A 21,533-nucleotide genomic window follows, 5' to 3' on the forward strand; every position below is an offset into this window, starting at 1 on the left:
CCGCCAGAAAGCGGTCACGGTTCGCCACTCCCGGGGTGCAAATCCGGCGCGGCGGAAGCCTTCTGGATCCGCTCCTGGTCGCGCCGTCAGGGCACCACTGGAGCGGCGGCGTCGTCCTCCGCTACCTGCGTCTGCCGGTCGACCGCCTGGCCGGTCGCGGTCGCCTGGGTGGCGTCGCGGTCACGAGCGAGCGGATCGTCCACAGTGCCGGTGGCCGCGATAAGCGGGCCCTGGGCGAGCCTGGTCAGAAGAGCCGGGCCCGTCACCGGAAGCGTCGCTACCTCTAGCACGCCGGCGAGAACGTCGTCGGGTCTCACGGCCGGGGTTCCGAGCCGTAACACCACTTGCAGTATCGCACACGTCTCAACCGTCGCCGAGTCACTACCGACGGTGAGTCGGAGGACGGCTTCCCGGCAGTCAAACGACCGAAGCCCCCGTTTGGTCATGCGTTCGACCAGAATTTCCTCCCGGGCGAGGAACGCGGCGACCGCCTGCCCGGCGTCCGCGGGATCGACCCCCGGCAACGCGATCAGCCACTCGCTGGCCTCCAGTTGGTCGGCGAGCGACCCCGGACCGGCGACGACCACCTCGAGCACGTCCAGCCCGGGCGGCAGCGCCTCGTCGAGGTCGGCCCGGACCTGCTCGGCGTCCCGCTCCTGTGTGAGCGAGATCTCCAGGTACTCCGCCTCGGAGGCGGCGCCGGTCGGTGCCGCACCGGCGTACGAGATCTTGGGGTGCGGGCTGAAGCCGTGCGAGAACGCGACCGGGAGGTTCGCCCGCCGGACGGCCCGCTCGAACGCGCGCTGGAAGTCGCGGTGCGAGGTGAACCGGAGCCGCCCGCGCTTGGCGAAGCGGATTCGCAGCTTCTGGACCGCAGGGAGCTGCTGGGACGGCGGAGCCTGTACTGGTGCCACGCGACCATTCTGGCAGCTTCACCGCCTACGACCCGCATCTACCGCCCGGGGACGGTGGATGCGGACGCAGCGAGAGTCCGATCGGTCAGAGGTTGGCGCACTGGCCGGCTCGGGGGCCAGTGACCTGGTTGGGGGCTTGGAGGTTGGTGGGAGTGGCGCTGTTGGCGGAGCAGGTGAGAGGTCCGTTGACGGTGTTGCCGGCCAGTACTACGGGCTCGGCCGTGGCTGCTGCCCTCACGGTGACCGGGCCGCTGACCGTGGTGCCGACCAGTACTGCGCTGCGGCTGGTGGCGGTGAGCGTGACGGGGCCGTTGACCGTCGTACGGAGCAGGTGGAGGTCCGCTGCCTTGGTGGCGGTGACCGGCCCGGAGATCTTGGAGTCGGTGGCCACCAGGGAGGCACCATCGCGCACGGTCACTGGACCGTTGACGGTGGCGTTGGTCAGGCAGGTGACGCCGGTGGTCACGGTGAGCGGGCCGTTGCGTTGGCCGGTGACGGTGGTGGTGCAGGTGGGGGGCGGGCGGAGAAGCGTTACGGCGAAGCGGTCCGGGGTGGCGATGTTGCCAGGGGCATCGATCGCGCGGTACTCGACCTGGTGCCGGCCGTAGCCGGACGGTACGTCGTCCCACGGGACCACTCGCGGGACTCCGAGCTTGCCGTAGACCAGTTGGTCGATCTCGGTGCCCTCCGCGGTGAACTTGAACGGAGCAGTCGCGTCGGTGGGCCAGCCGTAGTAGTTGTACCAACCGTCGCCGTTGACCCGGAACTCCGGCACGACATACCCCGGGCTGTCGTCGGTGGCTTTCAGAGCCATCGTGAACGCGTCGTTGAAGATGTACTCCGGGCCGGTGGGTTTGGTGATCTTGAGCAGCGGCTTGGAGAGGGTGGCGCCGACGGTGGGGCCGGTGGCGTCGACCTGCCAGCTGAGCTGGTCGGCGCCGACGCGGGCGGTCAGGGTGTGGGTGCCGGTGAGCGCGAGCGGGGCCAGAGCCAGGTCGCGGTCGTTGCCCGGGTTCGCGATCGGCCGGCCGTCCAGCTGCCAACTGACCGGCGGTTGCTCGGTGTCGGACTGGGTGGTCTCCACGTAGACGACCTCAGTCGCGTTCACCGGGTGGTCGGTCGGCGTCGAGGTGGTGAACGTGTACGCCGAGGTCGCCGGCTGCGGGACGGCAGTGGGAGTGATCGTCCAGGTGCGGGTGGCGGTCAGGGCGGATGAAGCTCTGATGGCGGGGTCTCGGACGAAGGGCGTGGGGTCCACGACCTTGGCCGTGAGGGTGTGGGTGCCGGTGAGATCGAGGGCGGCCAGGTCCACGTGACGCTGGTTGTTGGTGGAGAGCGCGGTGCCGTCGAGGGTCCAGGTGACGTCGAGTTCGTGACTGGCGGGGTGCAGGGTCTGGAGCCAGACGACCTGGGTGGGGGCGACCGGGCCTGGTGGGGTGCTGGCTTGGAAGAGGGTGGTCCGGGCGGAGATCCGCTGGGTCATGCGTTCGCGGGAGACCTGGTCGAAGTAGTAGCCGAGGACCTTCATCATCGAGTGCCTGCTCGGGCGCCAGACGCCGGAGCCGGCGTACATGCCGGCCTCGTAGCGGGCGATCGGTCCGCCGGAGTCCGACGGTTCACCCAGCCAGCGGAACCACTTCTTCTGCTCGGCCAGCATCTGCTGTTCGGTGAGCAGGGTGTGGTGGATCGAGCCGGGTTCCGGACCGTCGTACGGCGCGCCGCGGTCGCCGCGGGCGTAGTAGTCGTACTCGTCCTGGAGGCCGCCCAGCGAGTGCCCCAGCTCGTGCGGGGTGATCAGCGCCGACAGCGCGTTGCCGCCGGACGCGGTCGCGTAGCTGCCACCCGCGCCGCCGTACGTGTCGCTGTTGCCGATAGCAAGAATCTGCCGGTTGGCGGGGGTGGTGCCCGGGACCAGAGCGGCGTACTCCGCGGCCGCGGTCGCGCTGACCGTGAGGAGGCGCTGGACCGAGCCCGGGTTGCAGCCGCCCCAGAAGCCCATCTGGAGCGGGGTGTCGACCTTCGGCGAGGTGAGGCCGGGGTCGCAGTCCACTCCGGACTCCGGTGAGGGGATCTCGACGGCGTACACGTTGATGTAGTTGCGGTAGGACTTGAACGGCTCGATGCTCCAGAGGACGTTCAGGTGCTTGTCCAACTGCTCGCGGAACTTCGGCAGCTCGGCGCTGGTGTAGCCGTCGCCCATCACGACCAGGTTGAAGCGGGAACTGGCCGGCCCGGTGACCTGGAGGGGGACGACGGTGGCCGGCGCTGCCGCGATCGCGGCAGGCCCCACCGCGGTGGCGGGGACGGTGGCCGAGGCAGTGATGGTGGCCGAGGCGGTCAGGACCGCGGCGGTCAGGCCGGCCAGGGCTGCCAGGCGGCCGGGTTCGGAAGTGGTCCTCACGGTGTGGTCCTCCCCTGTGGGCGCCCCGGTGCGGCTCGGTCGAGCCCGCGGTCAGCAGCCTACGAAGACAGCGGTGGGGTTGCCAGGGGGTACCGCGTGGCGGACTTGCCCGCTGGCGGCGGCGGCCGGGGACGGCGTACGGCATCATGAGGGCTCGGGGAAACGTGAGGAAAGGACATCGATGACGGAACCGGCACAGTCGCCGCGGTTCGAACCGGAGCCTGAGCGTCCGGTCGAGGATGCCGGCGACGGCGACGGCAAGGGCATCTACTGGGTGCTGAAGAACGTCGTGGTCGGCCCGCCGGTCAAACGCATCTTCCGGCCGAAGGTGGAGGGCGCCGAGAACATCCCGGACTTCGGACCGGCGATCATCGCGAGCAACCACCTGTCCTACGCCGACTGGATCTTCATGCCGCTGGTGCTGCGCCGGCGGGTAACCTTCGTGGCCAAGTCGGACTACTTCACCGGCGCCGGGATCAAGGGCCGGTTCCAGCGCGGCTTCTTCAAGGGCACCGGCCAGGTCCCGATCGACCGGTCCGGCGGATCGGCGTCCGAGGGCGCGATCAAGGCCGGGCTGAAGGTGCTGGAGCGCGGCGACCTGTTCGGGATCTACCCCGAGGGCACCCGCTCGCACGACGGCAAGCTCTACAAGGGCCGCACCGGCGTCGCCCGGCTCGCGCTGGAGGCCCGTGTCCCGGTGATCCCGGTCGGCGTGATCGGCACCGACGTGGTCGCGCCGCCCGGCAAGGTGGTCGCCTCGGTCGCCTCCCCCACGATCAAGTTCGGCGAGCCGCTGAGCTTCTCGCGGTACGAGGGGATGGAGGGCGACCGGCTGATCCTGCGGGCCGTCACCGACGAGATCATGTACAAGATCATGGAGCTGTCCGGCCAGGAGTACGTCGACATGTACGCCACCAAGGCCAAGCAACTGGAGGGCCGGGCCACCACCGGTGCCCCGAAGAAGGTCCGCAAGTCGGACACCTGAGTCAAGGGGTGAGACAGGGTGGCACTAGGCTGGGAAACCGTGGACGGACCGATCGCGTACCAGGGTGAGCCAGGAGCCAATTCGGCGATGGCGTGCACCGACATGTTCCCGGACCGCCGGCAGTTGCCCTGTACGACGTTCGAGGACGCGCTGGAGGCGGTCAGCACCGGCCGGGCCGGCCTAGCGATGATTCCGGTGGACAACTCGATCGCCGGCCGGGTGGCGGACATCCACCACCTGCTGCCGGACTCGGGGCTGCACATCATCGGCGAGTTCTTCCTGCCGATCCACTTCCAGCTGATGGCCGTGCCGGGCGCCTCGATCGAGTCGATCAAGACCGTCCGGAGCCACGTGCACGCGCTCGGCCAGTGCCGCAAGATCATCCGCGAGCACGGCTGGGCCACCGTCGTCGCCGACGACACGGCCGGGTCGGCCCGCGAGGTCTCCGAGCTGAAGGACCCGACCGTCGCCGCGCTCTCGCCGGTCGCCGCGGCCGGGCTCTACGGACTGGACATCCTGGCCGAGGACGTCGAGGACGAGCACCACAACACGACCCGCTTCCTGGTGCTGTCGCGCGAGCCGCAGATGCCCGCGGTGGGCTCCGGACCGACCATCACCAGCTTCGTGTACCGCGTCCGCAACGTGCCCGCCGCGCTCTACAAGGCGATGGGCGGCTTCGCCACCAACGGCGTCAACATGACCAAGCTGGAGAGCTACCAACTGGGTGGCTCGTTCTTCGCGACCCAGTTCTACGCCGATGTCGAGGGACATCCCGAGGACCCGAACGTCGCCCTCGCGCTGGAGGAGCTCGCCTTCTTCTCCGTCGAGGTCCGGCTGCTCGGCGTCTACCCGGCGCATCCGTTCCGCGAGCAGATCGCGGAGCCGGCTGCCAACCGTCTGCTGCGCCCGCACCGCTGAACCAGGCATGCTCCCCCACCGCCTGCCCTAGGGTTTGCGGGATGGAACTGGTTGAGGTGGACGGGCGGGACCCAGCGGTCTTCGAGCGGTTCTTCAAGCTCCGGGACGAGGTACGCCGGGAGGACGAGTTCCCGAGCGGCCTCGGGCTGGAGGAGGCTCGCGTCCTGATGGCCGACGAGCACTCCGACCTGCGGGCCAACGGACTCGGTCTGGTCGACGGCGACACCTGGCTGGGGATCGCGTGGCTCGACTGGTGGCTGCAGGAGAACACGCACCTGGTCGAGGTGGAGATCGCGGTGGCCGCACCGCACCGGCGTACCGGGGTGGGCGGGCGATTGCTCGACGCGGTCATCGAGCGGGCCAAGGCCGACGGCCGGCGGCTGCTGTCCAGCACGATGCACGCCGATGCCGTCACCGGTGAGAGCGCCGGTACTGCGTTCGCCACCGCACGGGGCTTCGTCCGCAAGCACGTCGAGCTGCACCAGGTGATCGAGTTGCCGCTGGCGGCGGAGCGGCTGACCGAGCTGGACCGGCCGGTCGACGGGTACGAGATCGTGCAGTGGGGCGACCACAGCCCCGAGGAGTGGATCGAGCAGTTCGCCGACGCGTTGAGCGCGATGACCGTCGACGTACCGACCGGTGAGCTCGACCACGAGCCGACGCGCTGGACCCCCGAGCGGGTTCGTGAGGCCGAGGCCCGCCGGCTCAAGCAGGGACGCTTCTGCCACACCACGGTCGCGGTGGACCGGAACGGCCGGCTGGCGGCGTACACGCAGATGGGCGGAGCGCGGAAGAATCCCGAGCGGCTCTACCAGTGGGACACCTTCGTCCGGCGCGAGGACCGCGGCCGGCGGCTGGGGCTCGCGGTGAAGGTGCCCAACTTCCGCTCCTTGCAGGCCGTCCTCGATCGCCCGGCCGTCCTGCACACCTGGAACGCGCCGACGAACGCCCCGATGATCGCCGTCAACGAGCGGCTCGGCTTCCGGGCCGTGGCGCAGCGGACCGGCTGGGAGCTGGAGCTCTAGCGGAAGATCCAGTCGGGGTAGCTCGCCGACAGGACGGCCCGGTGGTCGGTCCAGTCGGCCGGCCGTCGGGCCGGATCGAGCGGATCGGCGTAGCCCCCGTGCAGGCGGTAGCCCCAGGTGAAGGCGGCGATCGGTTCCAGGACGCGGCTGCGGATCACGTCGGGCACGACCACCAGGAACGTGTCCGCCCGCCACACCCCGTCGGGATGGTCCGGGTTGGCCGGCGCATCGAAGAAGGCCGGCAGGAAACCGTAGGCGTACAGCGGACTCGCTTCGGCGGCGAACGGCAGCACGTCCACCGAGACGTCGCCGTCGAAGGACCGGGTGACCAGCTGGACCCAGCCCATCACGGCGTTCAGGCCCTGCCCGTGGTACCGCAGCGTCGCCGTACAGATCGGGAAGTTGCGGTACGCCTCCGCGTCCAGGTCGGCGGCGACCAGTTGGTGCCCCGAGGCCCACGGGTCGTCGTTGGCCAGCACGCGGATGTTCACCAGTCCGCGGTGACCGCGAACCTCGAACGGTACGGACAGCTCTCTTCTCATCGAACCTCCTGACGCCATTCTCCAACCTGCACAAAGGAAACGAAGAAAGTGACTACCTGGGCCCATGGGGTTGTGCACCGGCGGTGGCGGGAGGACTCTGAAGGGGAACAGCGTCTTGGGGGCTGCCTGTTCGGTGGGGGAAGACGGTGGGTGCCGTCTTCGGCCGCGGCATGGGGTCTGGGGGATCTGGTGGCGTCTCGGCCCGGAGCCTGTACTACGTAGAGGTTTCGACCTTCTTCGTCGCCCCCGCATGTTCGAGGGGGAGAAATGCCGAGGAAGGCCAACGGGAGAGCAGACAGGAACGAACGGGGCGCCGGCGACCAGATGCCCGGCGGAGCGATGCCGGCCGGCGCGGGGCCGTCGGCGAACGGAGCGGCCGGCATGCCTGCCAGTGGTGGCGGCGCGGCCGGGATGACCGGTGGCGGTGAGACGCAGCAGCCGAGCCGGCGCCAGTGCGGCGTGATGGACGTCCACCGGCGGTTGCTGTCCACGTCGGCGGAGTACGTCGCGGCCCGGTCCGCGTTGGAGAACGCCACCACGCAGTACGTCGCGAACGACCAGCGGTTCAACGGGATCGCGCAGATTCAGGTGGTCGTGCACGTCGTCTGGAACACGGCCGCGCAGAACATCTCGCAGGCCCAGATCGACAGCCAGCTGGACGTGCTGAACCGGGACTTCCGGGCCACCAACACCGACCTCGGGATCGTGCCCGCGCCGTTCACCGGTCTGGTCGCCGACTCGCGGATCGAGTTCCGGCTGGCCTCGACCGATCCCGCCGGCAACCCGACCACCGGCGTCACCCGGACGCAGACCAGCCGGACCTCGTTCGGCACCGACGACGCGATCAAGGCATCGGCGACCGGTGGCATCGATCCCTGGCCGGCCGAGCGGTACCTGAACATCTGGGTTGGTCAGCTCGGTGGCGGCCTGCTCGGCTACGCCCAGTTCCCCGGCGGACCGGCCGAGACCGACGGCGTGGTCGTCCTGCACAGCGGGTTCGGCACCAACGGGACCGCGGCGGCGCCGTTCGATCTCGGCCGGACCACCACGCACGAGATCGGGCACTACCTGAACCTGTTCCACATCTGGGGTGACGACGGCTCGGGCTGCAGCGGCAGCGACGAGGTCGCCGACACTCCCAACCAGGGCGGCCCGAACTTCGGCGTACCGGCGTTCCCGAAGCTGTCCTGCAGCAACGGGCCGCACGGCGACCTGTTCGTGAACTACATGGACTACACCGACGACCGCGGCATGGTGATGTTCACCCACGACCAGGTGAGCCGGATGGAGGCGTGCCTGGACACGGTGCGCACCGAGCTCGACCAGGCCTCGGGATCCGGTACGACGCAGCCCACGCCGGCCGGTCCGGTCGTGTCGTGGGACGCCCACCGGATCGACGCGTTCGTGCTCGGTACCGACCGGGCGACGTACCACAAATGGTGGGACGGAGCGGCTTGGGGACCGTCCGTCGGCGGCTACGAATACCTGGGTGGTGTCTGTATGAGTGCTCCTGAAGTCGCGTCCTGGGGGCCGGACCGGCTGGACGCCTTCGTCCTCGGCACCGACCGCGGGCTCTACCACAAATGGTGGGACGGAACCGCCTGGGGACCGTCGGACACCGGCTACGAGGCGCTCGGCGGGATCTGCATGAGCCCACCGCGGGTGGCCAGCTGGGGGCCCGGCCGGCTGGACGTCTTCGTGCTCGGCACCGACCGCGCGCTCTACCACAAGTGGTGGGACGGCACCGCCTGGAACGGGTTCGAGCACCTCGGCGGGATCTGCATGAGCCCGCCGGAAGTAGTTGCCTGGGGCCCGGATCGGCTGGACGTCTTCGTGCTCGGCACGGACAACGCGGTCTACCACAAGTGGTGGGACGGGACGGCCTGGAACGGGTTCGAGTACCTCGGCGGCATCTGCGCCGGTCCCCCGACCGCGGTTGCCTGGGGCCCGGACCGGCTCGACCTGTTCGTGATCGGGACCGACTCCGCGCTCTACCACAAGTGGTACGACGGGACCGCGTGGTCGGCCGACTGGGAGAACCTAGGTGGTATCTGCGTCAGTGCGCCGACCGTCGTCTCGTGGGACGCCGACCGGCTCGACGTCTTCGTGGTCGGCACGGACTCGGCCCTCTACCACCAGTGGTGGGACGGCACGTCCTGGTCCGGCTTCGAGTCGCTGGGCGGCATCTGTATCGGCGAGCCCCGGGTGACCGCGTGGGGCGCCGACCGGCTGGACGTCTTCGTGGCCGGCACCGACGGTGGGATGTACCACAAGTGGTGGGACGGAACGGCTTGGGGACCGTCCATCACCGGCTACGAAGCACTCGGTGGGGTGATCAGCGACTTCAAGCTGGATCAGCCGGTCCCGGACCAGTTGCCGTCCACGGTGCCGGAGCAGGTGCCGGATCAGATGCCGATGACGACCACCCGGCAGGCGGTGCTGAACTGAACACCAGCCGGCTGACCGGACGGTGGACGCACTCCTTCGAGGAGGACCACGACGGGCTGACCGTCTACCGCCGCGACGACTTCGCCTTCCCGCCGGCCCGTGGCCGGCGGGGGGTGGAGTTCCGCGCCGACGGAGATTTCGTCGACTGGCTGATCGGTCGCGGCGACGCTCCGCAGGCAGGCGACCAGGGCAGCACCGGCCGCTGGTCGGCGGCCGGTCACATCACTCGCAGTACCGGCTCCACCGGGTCGATCGTCGCTGTGACGGACGACCGGCTGGAGATCCTCTGGAAGGAATGAGATGACTGTTCGGTACTTGGTGGTGCCGACCGCGGATGCCGCCGACGGTGCCAAGTCGGCGCGGTTCGGTGACCGGACGATCATGTGGGCGCCCGCCGACCAGAAGCTCGGCCGGGCGTCGCGGACGGCACCTGGGCTGGTGCTGGTGACACAGGTCGGGCGCAGCTTCCAGAACGCCTACCCAGACGTCACGCCGCTGCTCGACCACGGCCGGCATCTGGTGATCTCGGCGGATGACAAGCCTCGGCGACGGTCCAACCACTGCTGGCGAGTGGAGACGCTGAAGCCCGGTACGACGGTCGTCGACGCCCCTGCGCTTGCGGCCCGGCAAGCTGATCCGGCGATCACCGCGCTGCTCGGCGACCTGGCGCCGGCGTCGTACCAGGCGGAGCTGACCTGGCTGGCGAGCCTGCCGACCAGGCACTCGCTCAGCCGGTCGTTCACCTCGGCGGTGGACTTCGCGGCCGACCGGATGGTTGCCCTCGGCTACCAAACGACGCGGCGGCCGATCAGCGTCGGCGCCGGGCAGTCGGAGAACCTGATCGGTGATCGCCTCGGCGCCGGTGCTGATCCTCGGGGGCTGGTGCTGATCACGGCACACCTTGACTCGGTCAACCTCGCCGGTGGTGCGGGGGCGAGTGCCCCCGGCGCCGACGACAACGGGAGCGGTTCGGCCGGCGTACTGGAGCTCGGGCGGCTGATCGCGAGCCGGACCTGGGAGCACGACGTACGGCTGATTCTCTTCGGTGGTGAGGAGCAGGGGCTGTTCGGGAGCAAGCAGTACGTCGCCGCGCTGCCGGCGGCCGAGCGGTCGCGGATCCGCGCGGTGCTGAACATGGACATGATCGCGTCGAAGAACTCGGCGGTCCCGACGGTCCTGCTGGAAGGCGCGTCGGTGTCGTCCGGACAGATCGGCGACCTGGCCGCGGCGGCCGCGACGTACACGGGGCTGAAGGTCGAGACGTCGCTGAATCCCTTCGCCAGCGACCATGTGCCGTTCATCAACGCGGGCCTTCCTGCGGTGCTCACGATCGAGGGGGCCGACAGCGCCAACGGGCACATCCATTCCGCCGACGACAAACTCGAGTTCCTCGACTGGCCGTTCGCGGCGGAGATCCTGCGGATGAACGCCGCTGCCCTGGCAGGCTGGCTAGGACTCGTCAGCGCACCGGCAGTCCCCCGGCCCCGCCCTGCCGGTTCGGTGGTCTCCTGGGGGCCCGGCCGCCTCGACGTCTTCGTGGTCGGCACCGACTCGGCGCTGCACCACCTGCGCTGGGACGGCGGACGCTGGCACGACTTCGAGAGCCTGGGAGGTGTCATAGGCTGACCGGGGTGACGGACCTGGACTGGAGTGGCTGCCTCAACACCCGCGAGATCGACGGATTTCCCACCCGGTACGGCGGAGTCACGCGGGCCGGCGCGGTGATCCGGACGGACTCCCCCGATCAGCTCGACGCCGCCGGGCTGACCGCCTTGCGGGCAGCCGGGGCCGGGCTGGTGCTGGATCTACGCTCCGACTGGGAGATCGAGCAGCGGCATCCCCTCGACGGCGACGCGGCGTACCGGCGGATTCCGTGGATCGACCCGGAGCGCGAACTGGACCGTGTTCCCGCCGACGAACCGCTGATGGCCGACATCTATCGCGGCAGTCTCGACCGCAACCAGGGCCAGATCGTGCAGGCGTTGCGAGCGATCGCTACAGCTCCCGCCGCGGCGCCCGTGGTCGTGCATTGCAAGTCGGGTAAGGATCGGACCGGGTTGCTGGTCGCGCTGCTGCTCGACCTGGTCGGCGTACCGAGGCAGCGGATCGCCGCGGACTATGCGATCAGCGAGCAACGGCTGGGGATGCTCTCGCGGCTGGCGGAACTGCCTGCCGGGGAACGGGCAGCTGCCGAGATGCTGTGGCGAACGCTGCCCGAGACGATCCTGGATTCGTTGCAGCATGTCGATACGCGGTACGGCGGAGTACGGGCTTACCTGGCGACCTGTGGACTGACCGCCGAGGAGGTCGACCAGCTGGCCATCCGCTTGGTGGGGCACTCGATCGAGGCCTGAATCCCGGTCCTGTCGGCACTGTGACCGACACGCGTTTGAACCCTGCGTTTGACCGATGCGAGGGGTGACGGCGGCGCGCGGTGGCGCGCGCCAACGCCCCGCGCGTCGGTTACCTTGAACCGAAGCGGGACCGCCGGGGGGCGGCGCGGGCTGGGGAGAGGACCCTGGGATGTTCATTCTGTTGCTGGCAGCAGCGGGTTTCAGCATTGCCGGGCTGCTGACGGACAACCGGACGATGCTGAACGTCGGCCTGGTGATCTGGGCCGTCGCGATGCTCGGTACCGCGATCGGATGGCTGCGGCGCCGGCGCAAGTTCGGATCGATCGAGGAGGCCCAGGCCGCCGCCGACGCGGGTGATCCGCGGGCGATGCGGGCGCTGGCGATGCTGGCCAAGATCAACGGCGACCCGGACCGGGCCGAACGACTGCTGCTGGCTGCAATCGATGCCGGAGACGTCGAGTCGATGTGGGAGATGGGCCGGCTGGTCGAGGAACGCGACGGCATCGAGGCCTGCGAGCCGTGGTTCCGGATGGCCGCGGAGAACGGCCATTTCGTCGCCAAGCGCGGCTTCCGCCGGGGTGGTGCCTTCAACCTCGACGGCACCAACCCGCTTTGACCGGCTAGACCACCGAAAGCGGCAACAGCTTCTTGCCGGTGGGGCCGATCTGGATCTCGGTGTTCATCTGCGGGCAGACGCCGCAGTCGAAGCACGGCGTCCAGCGGCAGTCCTCGACCTCGAGGCCGCCGTCCTCCTCGAGCGAGTCCTGCCAGTCCTCCCACAGCCAGTCGCGGTCCAGCCCGGAGTCCAGGTGATCCCAGGGCAGCACCTCGGCGTACTCGCGCTCGCGCGTCGTGTACCAGGCGAGGTCGACCGGCTCGTCGGCCAGCGCCTGCTCGGCGGCGGCGATCCACCGGTCGTAGGAGAAGTGCTCGCTCCAGCCGTCGAACCGGCCACCGTCACGCCAGACCTGCTCGATGATCCGGCCGACCCGGCGGTCGCCGCGCGACAGCAGGCCTTCGATGATGCCCGGCTTGCCGTCGTGGTACCGGAAGCCGATCGCCTTGGCGTACTTCTTGTCCGCGCGGATCGCCTGGTTCAGCTTGGCCAGCCGGGCGTCGGTCTCCTCGACGCCGAGCTGCGAGGCCCACTGGAACGGCGTGTGCGGCTTCGGCACGAACCCACCGATCGAGACGGTGCAGCGGATGTCGTTGCGGCCGGACACTTCGCGGCCCTTCGCGATCACCCGCTTGGCGAGGTCGGCGATCGCCAGCACGTCCTCGTCGGTCTCGGTCGGCAGCCCGCACATGAAGTACAGCTTCACCTGCCGCCAGCCGTGGCTGTACGCCGCGCCGACGGTACGGATCAGGTCGTCCTCGCTGACCATCTTGTTGATCACCTTGCGCATCCGGTCCGAGCCGCCCTCGGGGGCGAACGTCAGACCACTGCGCCGACCGTTGCGGGAGAACTCGTTGGCCAGCGTGATGTTGAAGGCGTCGACCCTGGTCGAGGGCAACGACAGCGAGACGTTGCTGCCCTCGTACCGGTCGCCCAGGCCCTTCGCGACCTCGGCGATCTCGCTGTGGTCGGCCGACGACAGGCTGAGCAGGCCGACCTCCTCGAACCCGGTCTTGTTCAGCCCGTTCTCGACCATGTCGCCGATGGTGGTGATGCTGCGCTCGCGGACCGGGCGGGTGATCATCCCGGCCTGGCAGAACCGGCAACCACGGGTGCAGCCGCGGAAGATCTCCACCGAGAACCGCTCGTGCACGGTCTCGGCCAGCGGGACCAGCGGCTTCTTCGGGTACGGCCAGGCGTCCAGGTCCATCACGGTGTGCTTGGCGGTCCGCCACGGCACCCCGGGCCGGTTCGGGGCGATCCGCTTGATCCGGCCGTCCTCGAGGTAGTCCACGGTGAAGAACTTCGGGATGTAGACCCCACCGGTCGCCGCCAGCCGGTGCAGCACCTCGTCGCGGCCGCCCGGGCTGCCCTCTTCCTTCCACTCCCTGATCACCTCGGAGATCGCCAGCACGATCTCCTCACCGTCGCCGAGCACCGCCGCGTCGATGAAGTCCGCGACCGGCTCGGGGTTGAACGCGGCGTGCCCGCCGGCCAGCACGAGCGGGTCCTCGTCGGTACGGTCGACCGCGTGCAGCGGGATACCGGCCAGGTCGAGCGCGGTCAGCATGTTGGTGTAGCCGAGCTCGGTGGAGAACGACAGCCCGAAGACGTCGAAGGCCTTGACCGGGCGGTGGCTGTCCAGGGTGAACTGCGGGATCTTGTGGTCCCGCATCACCTGCTCCATGTCGGGCCAGACCGAGTAGGTGCGCTCCGCCAGGGTGTGCTCACGCTCGTTCAGCACCTCGTACAGGATCTGCACGCCCTGGTTGGGCAGGCCGACCTCGTAGGCGTCGGGGTACATCAGCGCCCAGCGAACGCTCACCGAGTCCCAGTCCTTGCTGACCGAGTTGAGCTCACCGCCCACATACTGGATCGGCTTCTGCACAGTCGGCAGCAGCGCTTCCAGCCGCGGGAACAACGATTCAACAGTCATCAGAGGTCTTCCAGTCCGAGGTCAGAGCCACTCACCAGCCTAACGCCGGTCGCCGCCAGGTCCCGCATCGGCGGCCCTGAGGCCACTCCGCTCCCTCCGTCCAGCCGGTGGTCAGGTGAGGTGGGTGAGGAGGAGGTGGTTGATCTCGGTGGGGTGGGAGTAGGTGACCAGGTGGGCGGCGTTTTCGAGGAGTTCGAGGTGGGCGCCGGGGATCTGGGCCGCCAGGGGGATCACGGTCTCGGGTGGGATCGAGGTGTCGGAGGCGGTGGTGACGAGGAGGACGGGGGCGGTGACGTCGGCGAGGGCGGGGCGGAGGTCCATGGAACCCAGGGCTTCGCAGCAGGCGGCGTAGCCCTCCGGGGAGGTGGCGAGGAGTTGCCGGCGGATGGTGTCGACCTCGGCGGGGTGCGCGGCGGCGTACTCGGGGAGGAACCAGCGGGAGAGCGTCGGCTCCACGATGGGCTTGGTGCCCTCGGCCCGGACCTGGGCGGCGCGGTCGGTCCACATCTGGGCGCCGGCCGCCGGGTACGCCGGTGGGCAGAGGAGGACGAAGCGGTGGAAGCGGTCGGGGGCGTTCTCGGCGAGCCAGAGGCCGACCGCGCCGCCGAGCGAGATGCCGACGTACGACGCTCGCTCGATCAGCAGCTCGTTGAGCAGGTCGATGACGTCGCCGCCGAGGTCCTCGATCGTGTACGGGCCGTCGGGTGCGTCGGACTCTCCGTGGCCACGGTGGTCGAACGCGATCACCCGGAAGCGCTGGGACAGTGCGTCGAGCTGCGGCGCCCACATCGCGTGCGTCGTACCGAGGGAGGAGCCGAGCAGGACGACGGGCGCGTCTTCGGGACCGGTTGCCTGGTAGTTGAGTCGCATGCCTCCCACCTTACGAACGCTGCTAGCGTCCCCGCATGATCAACGGTGTCCCCGGCCACGGAAGTGTCGTCGAACTCGCTGAAGTGGTGCGAAGCGGATTCGTCGAGAGCCGGCACTTCGGCCTGGCGGTCGCGATCGACCCGGAAGGCCGGCAGGTGTTCGCGGCGGGTGAGGTGGAGGCCGTCGTGCTGCCTCGGTCGACGGCCAAGCCGCTGCAGGCGGTCGGGTGCATCGCGGCGGGTGCGGAGCTCGATGGCGAGGAAGCGGCGATCGCGGCCGGGAGTCATACCGGAGAGGATCGGCATGTCGCGCTGGTGGATCGCCTGCTCGCCGCGGCCGGGCTGGATCACGGCGCCCTGCAGTGCCCACCGGACCGGCCGGAGGACGAACCCACCCGGTTCCGATTGATTGCCGAGGGCATCGATCCGGAGAAGGTGCGGATGAACTGCTCGGGCAAGCATGCGGCGATGCTGAGGGCGACTGTTGCTCGAGGTGACGATCCGGCCGGCTATCTCGACCCCGGATCGCCCGTGCAGCTGGCGATCGCGGCCGAGATCGAGCGGCTGACCGGATCCTCGACCGGCATTGTCACCGTCGACGGCTGCGGCGCTCCCCTGCTCGGGATGTCGCTGGCCGGCCTGGCTCGCGCCTTCGGTCGCCTCGTCACCGCACCGGCCGGTACTGCGGAGCGCCGGGTGGCCGATGCGATGCGGCAGCACCCGGAACTCGTGGGCGGCAAGGGTCATCAGAACAGCGAGGTGATGCGTCTGCTTCCCGGCGTACTGGCCAAAGGCGGCGCGGAGGGGGTCATCGCGATGGCGATGCCCGATGGTCACGCGGTGGCGATCAAGGTCATCGACGGAAACCCGCGAGCCACCACGGCGCTCGCTCTGCGCTTGCTGGAGAAGTGTGGGCTGGAGGTCTCCCCCGCGACTGAGCTGATCGACCTGCCCGTTCTCGGCGGCGGGCGGCCCGTTGGTGAGATTCGCTCGCTGGTCTAGCCGGCGGTCGCGTTGCCGCCGGAGCGGTCAGCCGGTCTTGGCGAGGATGGTGCGAGCCTTCTCGACCGCGGCCTCGGTGGCGCCGTCGAGCTCACCTTGCTGGCCTGCCAGGATGCCGACGGACAGGAGGACATCGCCGATTCCGGTGATGGCGGCGACGTACTCGAGGCCTTGTTTCGGGCCGCTGACGCCGGTCAGCCGGAAGGCGAACGGCGACTCACCGAACGTCGGCGCGGTGAGCTCGCTGACCTCCATCTGAGTGGAGTTCGCGCCCGCCGTCCGCATGGTGACCTTCTTGCAGTCGGTGACGGCTTGCCGGTACGACGTTTGCAGCTCGCGGACGGCCGCTGAGGTGCGGAGCGAGTCCAGCGAGAAGTCGATGTACGGGCCTTCCTGGCCGCCGGTGAACGAGCGTTGCGCGCTCGCTTTCGACTCAGGTGCCTCACCGTCCGAGTTCAGGTACTTCACCAGCGCCTTGCACTTGCTGGTCGGTGCCGAGAAGGTGCTGCTCTGCCCGGCCGGTTCGTCGTCTTCCTTCTCCTCGGAGAAGCCACTGGGCAGGTCCTTGAGCTCTAGCAACGCCTTGGCCAGTTCGGCTTCGGTGCGTTTGACCGGACCTGTCTCGGTCGGCTGGTCGGTCGGCGTACTCTCCGTGGGAGTCGCGCTCACCGAGGGTGTCGAGGACGGGGCCGCGGCATCGGGCTGGTCCTCGCCGCAGGCGGTGAGCGTCAGCAGGACAGCAGCGGCAACGACGAGCGGAAACGACGACGCGAGCTTCATGACCCATCCAGAACCTTCGAGGGCGCAGGGAAGCTGAAGCGTACCTCGACTCGGACCCGCCCTAGACCTGGTGGGATCGCAGATGGATGTTCTGGAGCAGGCCGACGGCCAACAGGCCGGCGAACATCGACGATCCGCCGTAGGAGACGAACGGCAGGGGCAGACCGGTGACCGGCATGATGCCCAGCGTCATGCCGATGTTCTCGAACGCCTGGAACGCGAACCAGCAGACCACCCCGGTCGCGATCAGCCGGCCGAACGCGTCCCGCGCGTTGACCGCGATCCGCAGTCCGCGCCACAGGATCAGCACGAACAGGCAGATGATCGCGCCGGCGCCGATCAGGCCGAGCTCCTCCCCCGCGACGGTGAAGACGAAGTCGGTGTGCTGCTCGGGCACGAACGCGTTCTGCGTCTGCGGACCGTTGAAGAGTCCCTGCCCGAAGATCCCGCCGTTGCCGATCGCGATCCGGGCCTGGTTCACGTTGTAGCCGATGCCCTGCGGGTCCTGGGACGGATCGGCGAAGGCGGTGAACCGCGCCAGCTGGTACTTCTTCAGCACGCTCAGCTGCACCGCGAGCACCGCGATCACCGTCGCCGCCGTGACGATGCCGAGCATCCAGCGCTTCGGCACTCCGGAGACCGCGACGATGCCGAACACGATCGACCCGAGCACCATCACGGTGCCGAGGTCGGGTTGCAGCATCACCAGCAGCACCGGGATCGCGGCGACCGCGATCGCCTGGGCGATGTCGATCGTGCGCGCCTCGCGGTGGTTGGTCTCGCCCTTCTCCGCGATCAGCAGCGCCATCCCGACGATCACCGCGAGTTTGGCGAACTCACTGGGCTGGATCGACATCCACGGCAGCTGGATCCAGGAGCGTGAGCCGTTCACCACCGCTCCCACGCCGGGAACCAGGACGAGGACCAGGCCGACCAGGGAACCGGCGTACAGCACCGGGGCGAACATCCGCACCCGGCGGTGGTCGGTCACTGCCGCCAGCACCGCCAGCACCAGGCCGATGGCGAAGTTGAGCGCGTGCCGGATGAGGAACGCGTATTGGTTGCCGTCGGTGAGCGCCGTGCGGCCGTGGGTCGCCGACCAGATCAGCAGCGAGCCGACGGACGACAACGCCAGTACGCCGATCACCAGCACCCAGTCGACCTGCCAGAGCGTGGAGCGCCGATCGGCCCGTTGCCGGTACTGCCGGGTCGGCGTGAGCAGGCTCATCGCTCCGCCTTCTTGGCGGGCGGCGCGACCGGCGGCTTGATGTTGTAGAGCGTCTCGTAGATGCGGCGGACCGCGGTACCGCCCGCACCCGAGCCCGTTCCGGCCTGGCTGATCATCATCACCACGGCGTAGCGGTCCGTGTAGGACGCCATCCACGAGGTGGTCTGCTTGCCGTAGACCTCGGCCGTGCCGGTCTTGGCGCGGATCGGCACCTGGTCGAGCGGGAAGCCGGTGAACTTCCACGCCGCCGTCCCGGTCCGGACGGTGTCCTTGAGCGAGTTGTCGATGTAGCGCAGTGTCGACGCCGGCACCGGCAACCGGGAGGCGAGCTTCGGCGGAACCGGCCGGACCTTGCCGGTGGGGCTGATCACGGCCTTCGCGACGCGCGGCTCCCACAGTTTGCCGCCGTTCGACAGCGCCGCGTAGACCGTTGCCATCTGCAACGGAGTGACCGTGGTGTCGCCCTGGCCGATGGAGAAGTTGACCGCGTCGCCGGCCCGGTAGCGGTAGCCGTCGACGCAGAACTCGCGGGAGAACTGCTTCAGGAACGCCGAGGTGCCGGCCGGCGGGTTGTCGGCCAGCTTGCAGTAGTAGTCCTTCTGCGCGTCGTAGTACTCCTTCTTCCACTTCCGGTCGGCGATCCGGCCGGACACCTCGCCGGGCAGGTCGATCCCGGTCGGCTTGCCGAGACCGAACTGCTGCGCCATCTGGACCAGCGGGTCGACCGCGTCGAGGTCACCGGAGTTGCCCCCCGCCTTCAGCCACAGGGCGTAGGCGATCCGGTAGAAGAAGGTGTCACAGGACAGCGCGAGGGCCTGGTCGAAGCCGATCATGCCGTAGGAGGCGGACTCGTAGTTCTTGAACCGGCGGTCGCCGACCTCGAAGAACGAGGAGCAGTCCAGCCGGGTCTTCGGTCCGTACCCGTTGGCCAGCGCGGCCGCGGTGGTGATCACCTTGAAGGTCGAAGCGGGGGCGAGCTGCCCCTGCACGGCCCGCGACACCAGCGGAGTACCGGCCTTGGTGGAGTAGAGCGCGTCCAGCTCGCGTTGGGAGATGCCGCCGACCCAGACGCCCGGGTCGTAGTCCGGGTAACTCGCCATCGCGACGATCTGGCCGGTCCTGGTGTCCATCACGACGGCCGCGCCGGAGTCGGCGACGTACTTCTTCTTGGTGATCTTGTCGTACTGCTTGCGCGCGGTCATGATCGCGCCGCGCAACTGGGCCTCCACCGTGGCCTGGATCCGCGAGTCGATACTCGTCATCAGCGTCGAGCCAGGCACCGGCGCGGTCTGCTTCTGGACGCCGGTCGTGTACCCGACGGCGTCGACGATGACGTTCTTGACGCCCGGCGTCCCCCGCAGGAGCTGGTCGTAGGTGCGCTCGACCCCGGCCCGGCCGACCAGGTCCGAGCGGTGCGGCACGGAGTCCTGCCCGGCCTTGTCGAGATCGTCCAGTTCGCTGGTCGTGATCGGCGACAGGTACCCGAGCATGTGAGCCGCGTTCACCTTGAACGGCGCGGGATACGCGCGCAGCGTCGCGGACTCGGCGGCCACCCCCGGGAAGTCCTCCCGCCGTTCCATCACCTCGATCGCGACCTGCTCGGTGACATCCTTCGCCACCGGGATCGGCTGGTACGGCGTACCGTTCCAGCAGGCCGGCGGTTTGGAGGCCCCCGGCTCGCCGCAGAGCATCGTGCGGGCGGTCAGGTCCTTCGGCCTCTGGCCGAGCACCTTCGCCAGCCTGGCCAGCACGGCCTGCTGCTCGGTGTCGGGGAGCTTCGCGAGCACGGACCGGTCGACGGTGATCACCAGCGACACCCGATTGCCCACCAGAGTGCGGCCGGCCGCGTCGACGATGGTGCCGCGGGGCGCGGGAACCAGCACCTCGCGGGTGTGGTTCTGCGTGGCGGCCTGCGAGTAGTCGTCGGACGACATGACCTGCATGTACCAGAGTCTGGCCAGCAAGGTGAACATCAGCGAGAAGACCAGCACCTGGATCACGAACAGGCGCAGTCGTGGCTTCAGCGGTGCCGGGTTGAAGCTGTCGAAGCTCATCGCAGCACCCGCTGCCGCTCGCGCGCCGGGACCACGCGGCCCATCACCCACATCACCAGTGGGATGACCACGATCGCCCCGACCACGTCGTACCCCGCGGCGATGCCCAGGCGGACGCCGAACTCGCTCCAGTCGACCGCGGGGTCGTGCAGCAGTGAGCCGGTCGCGGAGTAGACCGTGAGCGACAACGCCGCGCCGAGCACGACGGTGAGCGCGACTCCGAGCGGACCGACCGGTGCGGCCGACGTCTCGCGGCGGATCAGGCCCGCGACATAGCCGGACAGGGCCAGCGCGAGCGCCCAGCGCCCGGCCGTGTGGTCGGCCGGTGGGACGACGTCGAGCATCAGGCCACCGAGAAAGCCGGCGATGGCTCCCCACTCGGCGCCCCGGGACAGCGCGAGCGCGACGATGACGATCATCACCAGGTCACAACCGACCCCGGCGACCGCGATGTGCGGCAGCAGCGAGGTCTGCACGGTGACCGCCAGGATCAGGAAGAACGCGGCCAGGACGATCCGGAGCGCGGGCATCTCAGCGCCCCTTCGCCGGCGAGACCGCGGTCCGCGGCGCCCGCGCGGGCGGACCGGTGACGACACCGACCAGATCGAGCCGGGTCGGGTCGACGAACGGCTTGACCAGCGCGGTCGACCCGAGCGCCCCCTTCACCACCGCCACCGAGGTGATCTCGCCGATCGGCACTCCGGGCACGTACGGCGCGTTGCCGCTCGAGCCCCAGGTGACGATCCGGTCGCCGGCCTTCGGCAGCGCCTTCAGGTCGACCAGCTTGTAGTCCAGCGCCGCCGACGTGCCGACCTCGCCACGGCCGGAGAGGAAGCCGAGCGCCATCGTCGAGTTGAGCCGGCCGCCGACGGTGGAGTTGCGGTCGCCGATCAGCAGCACCGTGGCGGTGGCCTCGGTGGTCCGCACGACGCGGCCCACCAGCCCGTCGCCGTTCAGTACTGTCATGTCGGGTCGCACTCCGTCCGCCGAACCGGCGTCGATGGTCACTGTGTGGTTGAAGCTCTGCGCGCTGCCGAGCCCGATCACCCGGGCCGGCGTCACGGTGAACTTCGGCGCGATCCGCAGCAGCCGGTCCAGCTCGCTCGCGCGGTTGCGGGCGTAGTCGGTGGTGCGCAGGTCGCTGACGAGTTTCTCGTTGTCCGCGGTGAGTTTTTCGTTCTCTGCTTTCAACCTATCCACTTCGGCGAACCGGTCCCGCAGGTTGTCCACAGGCTGCCGGGCGCTGGTCGCCGTCGACTCCAGCGGACCGAAGACCGCCGCCGCCGCGTGCCGCAGCGGCTCGACGGGTGAGCCCGCCGAGCGGCGCGCGTCGAGCACGATCAGGGTGAAGGAGGCCAGCACGACCAGCACCAGGACGGTCCGGCGGCGGCGGATCTCCCGCGGCAGGCCGGCCGAACGCACCAGCCCTCTGGCCGGCGTACCGAGATCTTTCAGCATCGG

General features: G+C 69.5%; 19 protein-coding genes. 9 read left to right on the forward strand and 10 right to left on the reverse strand.

All coding sequences use genetic code 11. The features are described from left to right. Positions 1 to 86: 86 nt before the first annotated feature. Together OX958_RS25070 and OX958_RS25075 are read right to left on the reverse strand one after the other, a co-directional pair. A complete protein-coding gene (locus tag OX958_RS25070; RefSeq protein WP_270131857.1) occupies positions 87 to 914 on the reverse strand; it encodes a TIGR03936 family radical SAM-associated protein in 828 nt (275 codons plus the stop codon). A gap of 85 nt (positions 915 to 999) precedes the next feature. Then, positions 1,000 to 3,315 (reverse strand): M64 family metallopeptidase, encoded by a 2,316-nt coding sequence (locus tag OX958_RS25075; RefSeq protein ID WP_270131859.1) that lies wholly within the window; start codon positions 3,313 to 3,315, stop codon positions 1,000 to 1,002. Positions 3,316 to 3,496: 181 nt separating this feature from the next. Between OX958_RS25075 and OX958_RS25080 the strand changes: the two genes are divergently transcribed. Genes OX958_RS25080 through OX958_RS25090 form a run of 3 tightly spaced genes read left to right on the forward strand, consistent with a single transcriptional unit; the run spans position 3,497 to position 6,243 of the window. Next, positions 3,497 to 4,300 carry a lysophospholipid acyltransferase family protein gene (locus OX958_RS25080; protein ID WP_270131861.1) on the forward strand — a complete coding sequence of 268 codons (804 nt, stop codon included), beginning with the start codon at positions 3,497 to 3,499 and terminating at the stop codon, positions 4,298 to 4,300. A 39-nt stretch (positions 4,301 to 4,339) separates the two neighbouring features. Next, the gene (locus OX958_RS25085; RefSeq protein ID WP_270131862.1) at positions 4,340 to 5,218 is read left to right on the forward strand and encodes a prephenate dehydratase; all 879 of its coding nucleotides are present in this window, start codon (positions 4,340 to 4,342) and stop codon (positions 5,216 to 5,218) included. 41 nt (positions 5,219 to 5,259) lie between these two features. Further along, positions 5,260 to 6,243, forward strand: coding sequence for a GNAT family N-acetyltransferase (locus OX958_RS25090; RefSeq protein WP_270131863.1), 984 nt, complete (start codon positions 5,260 to 5,262; stop codon positions 6,241 to 6,243). Here OX958_RS25090 and OX958_RS25095 read toward each other — a convergent pair. Continuing rightward, entirely contained in the window at positions 6,240 to 6,785 is a 546-nt protein-coding gene (locus OX958_RS25095; protein WP_270131864.1) for a hypothetical protein, read from the reverse strand. The two genes, OX958_RS25090 and OX958_RS25095, sit on opposite strands and share 4 nt — an antisense overlap. Before the next feature lie 267 nt (positions 6,786 to 7,052). On the opposite strand from OX958_RS25095, the gene OX958_RS25100 reads away from it, so the two are divergent. From OX958_RS25100 to OX958_RS25120, 5 genes are all read left to right on the forward strand, one after another. Beyond that, positions 7,053 to 9,233, forward strand: coding sequence for a M43 family zinc metalloprotease (locus OX958_RS25100; protein WP_270131865.1), 2,181 nt, complete (start codon positions 7,053 to 7,055; stop codon positions 9,231 to 9,233). Positions 9,234 to 9,346: 113 nt separating this feature from the next. Beyond that, positions 9,347 to 9,532 carry a hypothetical protein gene (locus tag OX958_RS25105; RefSeq protein WP_270131867.1) on the forward strand — a complete coding sequence of 62 codons (186 nt, stop codon included), beginning with the start codon at positions 9,347 to 9,349 and terminating at the stop codon, positions 9,530 to 9,532. A gap of 1 nt (position 9,533) precedes the next feature. Further along, positions 9,534 to 10,859, forward strand: coding sequence for a M28 family metallopeptidase (locus OX958_RS25110; RefSeq protein WP_270131868.1), 1,326 nt, complete (start codon positions 9,534 to 9,536; stop codon positions 10,857 to 10,859). A gap of 5 nt (positions 10,860 to 10,864) precedes the next feature. Next, positions 10,865 to 11,587: a tyrosine-protein phosphatase gene (locus OX958_RS25115; RefSeq protein WP_270131869.1), complete on the forward strand. Its 723-nt coding sequence runs from the start codon at positions 10,865 to 10,867 to the stop codon at positions 11,585 to 11,587. A gap of 169 nt (positions 11,588 to 11,756) precedes the next feature. Further along, positions 11,757 to 12,203: a hypothetical protein gene (locus tag OX958_RS25120; RefSeq protein ID WP_270131870.1), complete on the forward strand. Its 447-nt coding sequence runs from the start codon at positions 11,757 to 11,759 to the stop codon at positions 12,201 to 12,203. A gap of 4 nt (positions 12,204 to 12,207) precedes the next feature. On the opposite strand, the gene OX958_RS25125 is transcribed toward OX958_RS25120, so the two are convergent. Together OX958_RS25125 and pcaD are read right to left on the reverse strand one after the other, a co-directional pair. Next, entirely contained in the window at positions 12,208 to 14,139 is a 1,932-nt protein-coding gene (locus OX958_RS25125; RefSeq protein ID WP_270131871.1) for a TIGR03960 family B12-binding radical SAM protein, read from the reverse strand. A 111-nt stretch (positions 14,140 to 14,250) separates the two neighbouring features. Continuing rightward, positions 14,251 to 15,009 (reverse strand): 3-oxoadipate enol-lactonase, encoded by a 759-nt coding sequence (gene pcaD / locus OX958_RS25130; RefSeq protein WP_270131872.1) that lies wholly within the window; start codon positions 15,007 to 15,009, stop codon positions 14,251 to 14,253. 35 nt (positions 15,010 to 15,044) lie between these two features. Here pcaD and OX958_RS25135 point away from each other — a divergent pair, with 35 nt between their 5' ends. After that, complete coding sequence (locus OX958_RS25135; protein WP_270131874.1) at positions 15,045 to 16,010, forward strand: asparaginase; 966 nt, start codon at positions 15,045 to 15,047, stop codon at positions 16,008 to 16,010. Between the two features lie 27 nt (positions 16,011 to 16,037). Here OX958_RS25135 and OX958_RS25140 read toward each other — a convergent pair whose 3' ends face one another. From OX958_RS25140 to mreC, 5 genes are all read right to left on the reverse strand, one after another. Continuing rightward, a complete protein-coding gene (locus OX958_RS25140; protein ID WP_270131876.1) occupies positions 16,038 to 16,790 on the reverse strand; it encodes a hypothetical protein in 753 nt (250 codons plus the stop codon). 61 nt (positions 16,791 to 16,851) lie between these two features. Further along, complete coding sequence (gene rodA / locus OX958_RS25145) at positions 16,852 to 18,018, reverse strand: rod shape-determining protein RodA (protein WP_270131878.1); 1,167 nt, start codon at positions 18,016 to 18,018, stop codon at positions 16,852 to 16,854. Further along, positions 18,015 to 20,072 carry a penicillin-binding protein 2 gene (mrdA, locus tag OX958_RS25150; RefSeq protein WP_270131880.1) on the reverse strand — a complete coding sequence of 686 codons (2,058 nt, stop codon included), beginning with the start codon at positions 20,070 to 20,072 and terminating at the stop codon, positions 18,015 to 18,017. Before mrdA ends, rodA begins: the two co-directional genes overlap by 4 nt. Then, on the reverse strand, positions 20,069 to 20,602 hold the full coding sequence (gene mreD, locus OX958_RS25155) for a rod shape-determining protein MreD (RefSeq protein ID WP_270131881.1): 534 nt from the start codon (positions 20,600 to 20,602) through the stop codon (positions 20,069 to 20,071). Before mreD ends, mrdA begins: the two co-directional genes overlap by 4 nt. Before the next feature lies 1 nt (position 20,603). After that, on the reverse strand, positions 20,604 to 21,530 hold the full coding sequence (mreC, locus tag OX958_RS25160; protein WP_270131882.1) for a rod shape-determining protein MreC: 927 nt from the start codon (positions 21,528 to 21,530) through the stop codon (positions 20,604 to 20,606). Positions 21,531 to 21,533 lie beyond the last annotated feature (3 nt).

It is taken from the genome of Kribbella sp. CA-293567, assembly GCF_027627575.1.
Lineage (GTDB): Bacteria > Actinomycetota > Actinomycetes > Propionibacteriales > Kribbellaceae > Kribbella.

Excerpts from the sequence above, each read along its gene's own strand:
- OX958_RS25110 (WP_270131868.1), top strand. The coding sequence starts at position 9,534 with ATGACTGTTCGGTACTTGGTGGTGCCGACCGCGGATGCCGCCGACGGT.
- OX958_RS25120 (WP_270131870.1), top strand. The coding sequence starts at position 11,757 with ATGTTCATTCTGTTGCTGGCAGCAGCGGGTTTCAGCATTGCCGGGCTG.
- OX958_RS25100 (WP_270131865.1), top strand. The coding sequence starts at position 7,053 with ATGCCGAGGAAGGCCAACGGGAGAGCAGACAGGAACGAACGGGGCGCC.
- mreD (WP_270131881.1), bottom strand. The coding sequence starts at position 20,602 with ATGCCCGCGCTCCGGATCGTCCTGGCCGCGTTCTTCCTGATCCTGGCG.
- OX958_RS25095 (WP_270131864.1), bottom strand. The coding sequence starts at position 6,785 with ATGAGAAGAGAGCTGTCCGTACCGTTCGAGGTTCGCGGTCACCGCGGA.
- pcaD (WP_270131872.1), bottom strand. The coding sequence starts at position 15,009 with ATGCGACTCAACTACCAGGCAACCGGTCCCGAAGACGCGCCCGTCGTC.
- rodA (WP_270131878.1), bottom strand. The coding sequence starts at position 18,018 with ATGAGCCTGCTCACGCCGACCCGGCAGTACCGGCAACGGGCCGATCGG.
- OX958_RS25135 (WP_270131874.1), top strand. The coding sequence starts at position 15,045 with ATGATCAACGGTGTCCCCGGCCACGGAAGTGTCGTCGAACTCGCTGAA.
- OX958_RS25080 (WP_270131861.1), top strand. The coding sequence starts at position 3,497 with ATGACGGAACCGGCACAGTCGCCGCGGTTCGAACCGGAGCCTGAGCGT.
- OX958_RS25090 (WP_270131863.1), top strand. The coding sequence starts at position 5,260 with ATGGAACTGGTTGAGGTGGACGGGCGGGACCCAGCGGTCTTCGAGCGG.
- OX958_RS25125 (WP_270131871.1), bottom strand. The coding sequence starts at position 14,139 with ATGACTGTTGAATCGTTGTTCCCGCGGCTGGAAGCGCTGCTGCCGACT.
- mreC (WP_270131882.1), bottom strand. The coding sequence starts at position 21,530 with ATGCTGAAAGATCTCGGTACGCCGGCCAGAGGGCTGGTGCGTTCGGCC.
- OX958_RS25140 (WP_270131876.1), bottom strand. The coding sequence starts at position 16,790 with ATGAAGCTCGCGTCGTCGTTTCCGCTCGTCGTTGCCGCTGCTGTCCTG.
- mrdA (WP_270131880.1), bottom strand. The coding sequence starts at position 20,072 with ATGAGCTTCGACAGCTTCAACCCGGCACCGCTGAAGCCACGACTGCGC.